This is a genomic window from Salicola sp. AFF1, from assembly GCF_056783195.1.
The window spans coordinates 1-267 of record NZ_JBXAYL010000172.1 but is presented as its reverse complement, the minus strand read 5'-3'; the positions used below and the strand labels follow the sequence as shown (position 1 = coordinate 267).

Annotated in this window: 1 protein-coding gene; it reads right to left on the bottom strand. The window is 56.9% G+C overall.

Annotated elements, in window-relative coordinates; all coding sequences use genetic code 11:
* The coding region (locus AC1RQI_RS17210; protein ID WP_481905833.1) for a hypothetical protein at window positions 1–267 on the bottom strand (267 nt) is incomplete at both ends.

Genomic DNA, 267 nt, shown 5'->3' with positions numbered 1-267 from the left:
CACATCGTTGTACAGCTCGATATCGTTGGTCAGGTCGTAAATTTGGATGCGCGCGCCGGTGGTGTAGCCGTCCACGGTAACAGACTGATAGGTAGCTGGCGCGGCAATCACTACCGTTGCGCCTTCGCTGGTCACATCGCCCGCAACCAATGTAGTTGTTCCGGATATGGTGATTGTCACCGTGCCGGTTGTCTTGAGCACATGCACCTTGTCTGTGCCCGGCGTGCCGGTGAAGGTCACATCGGCCAGGGTGATATCTTCGCAAGC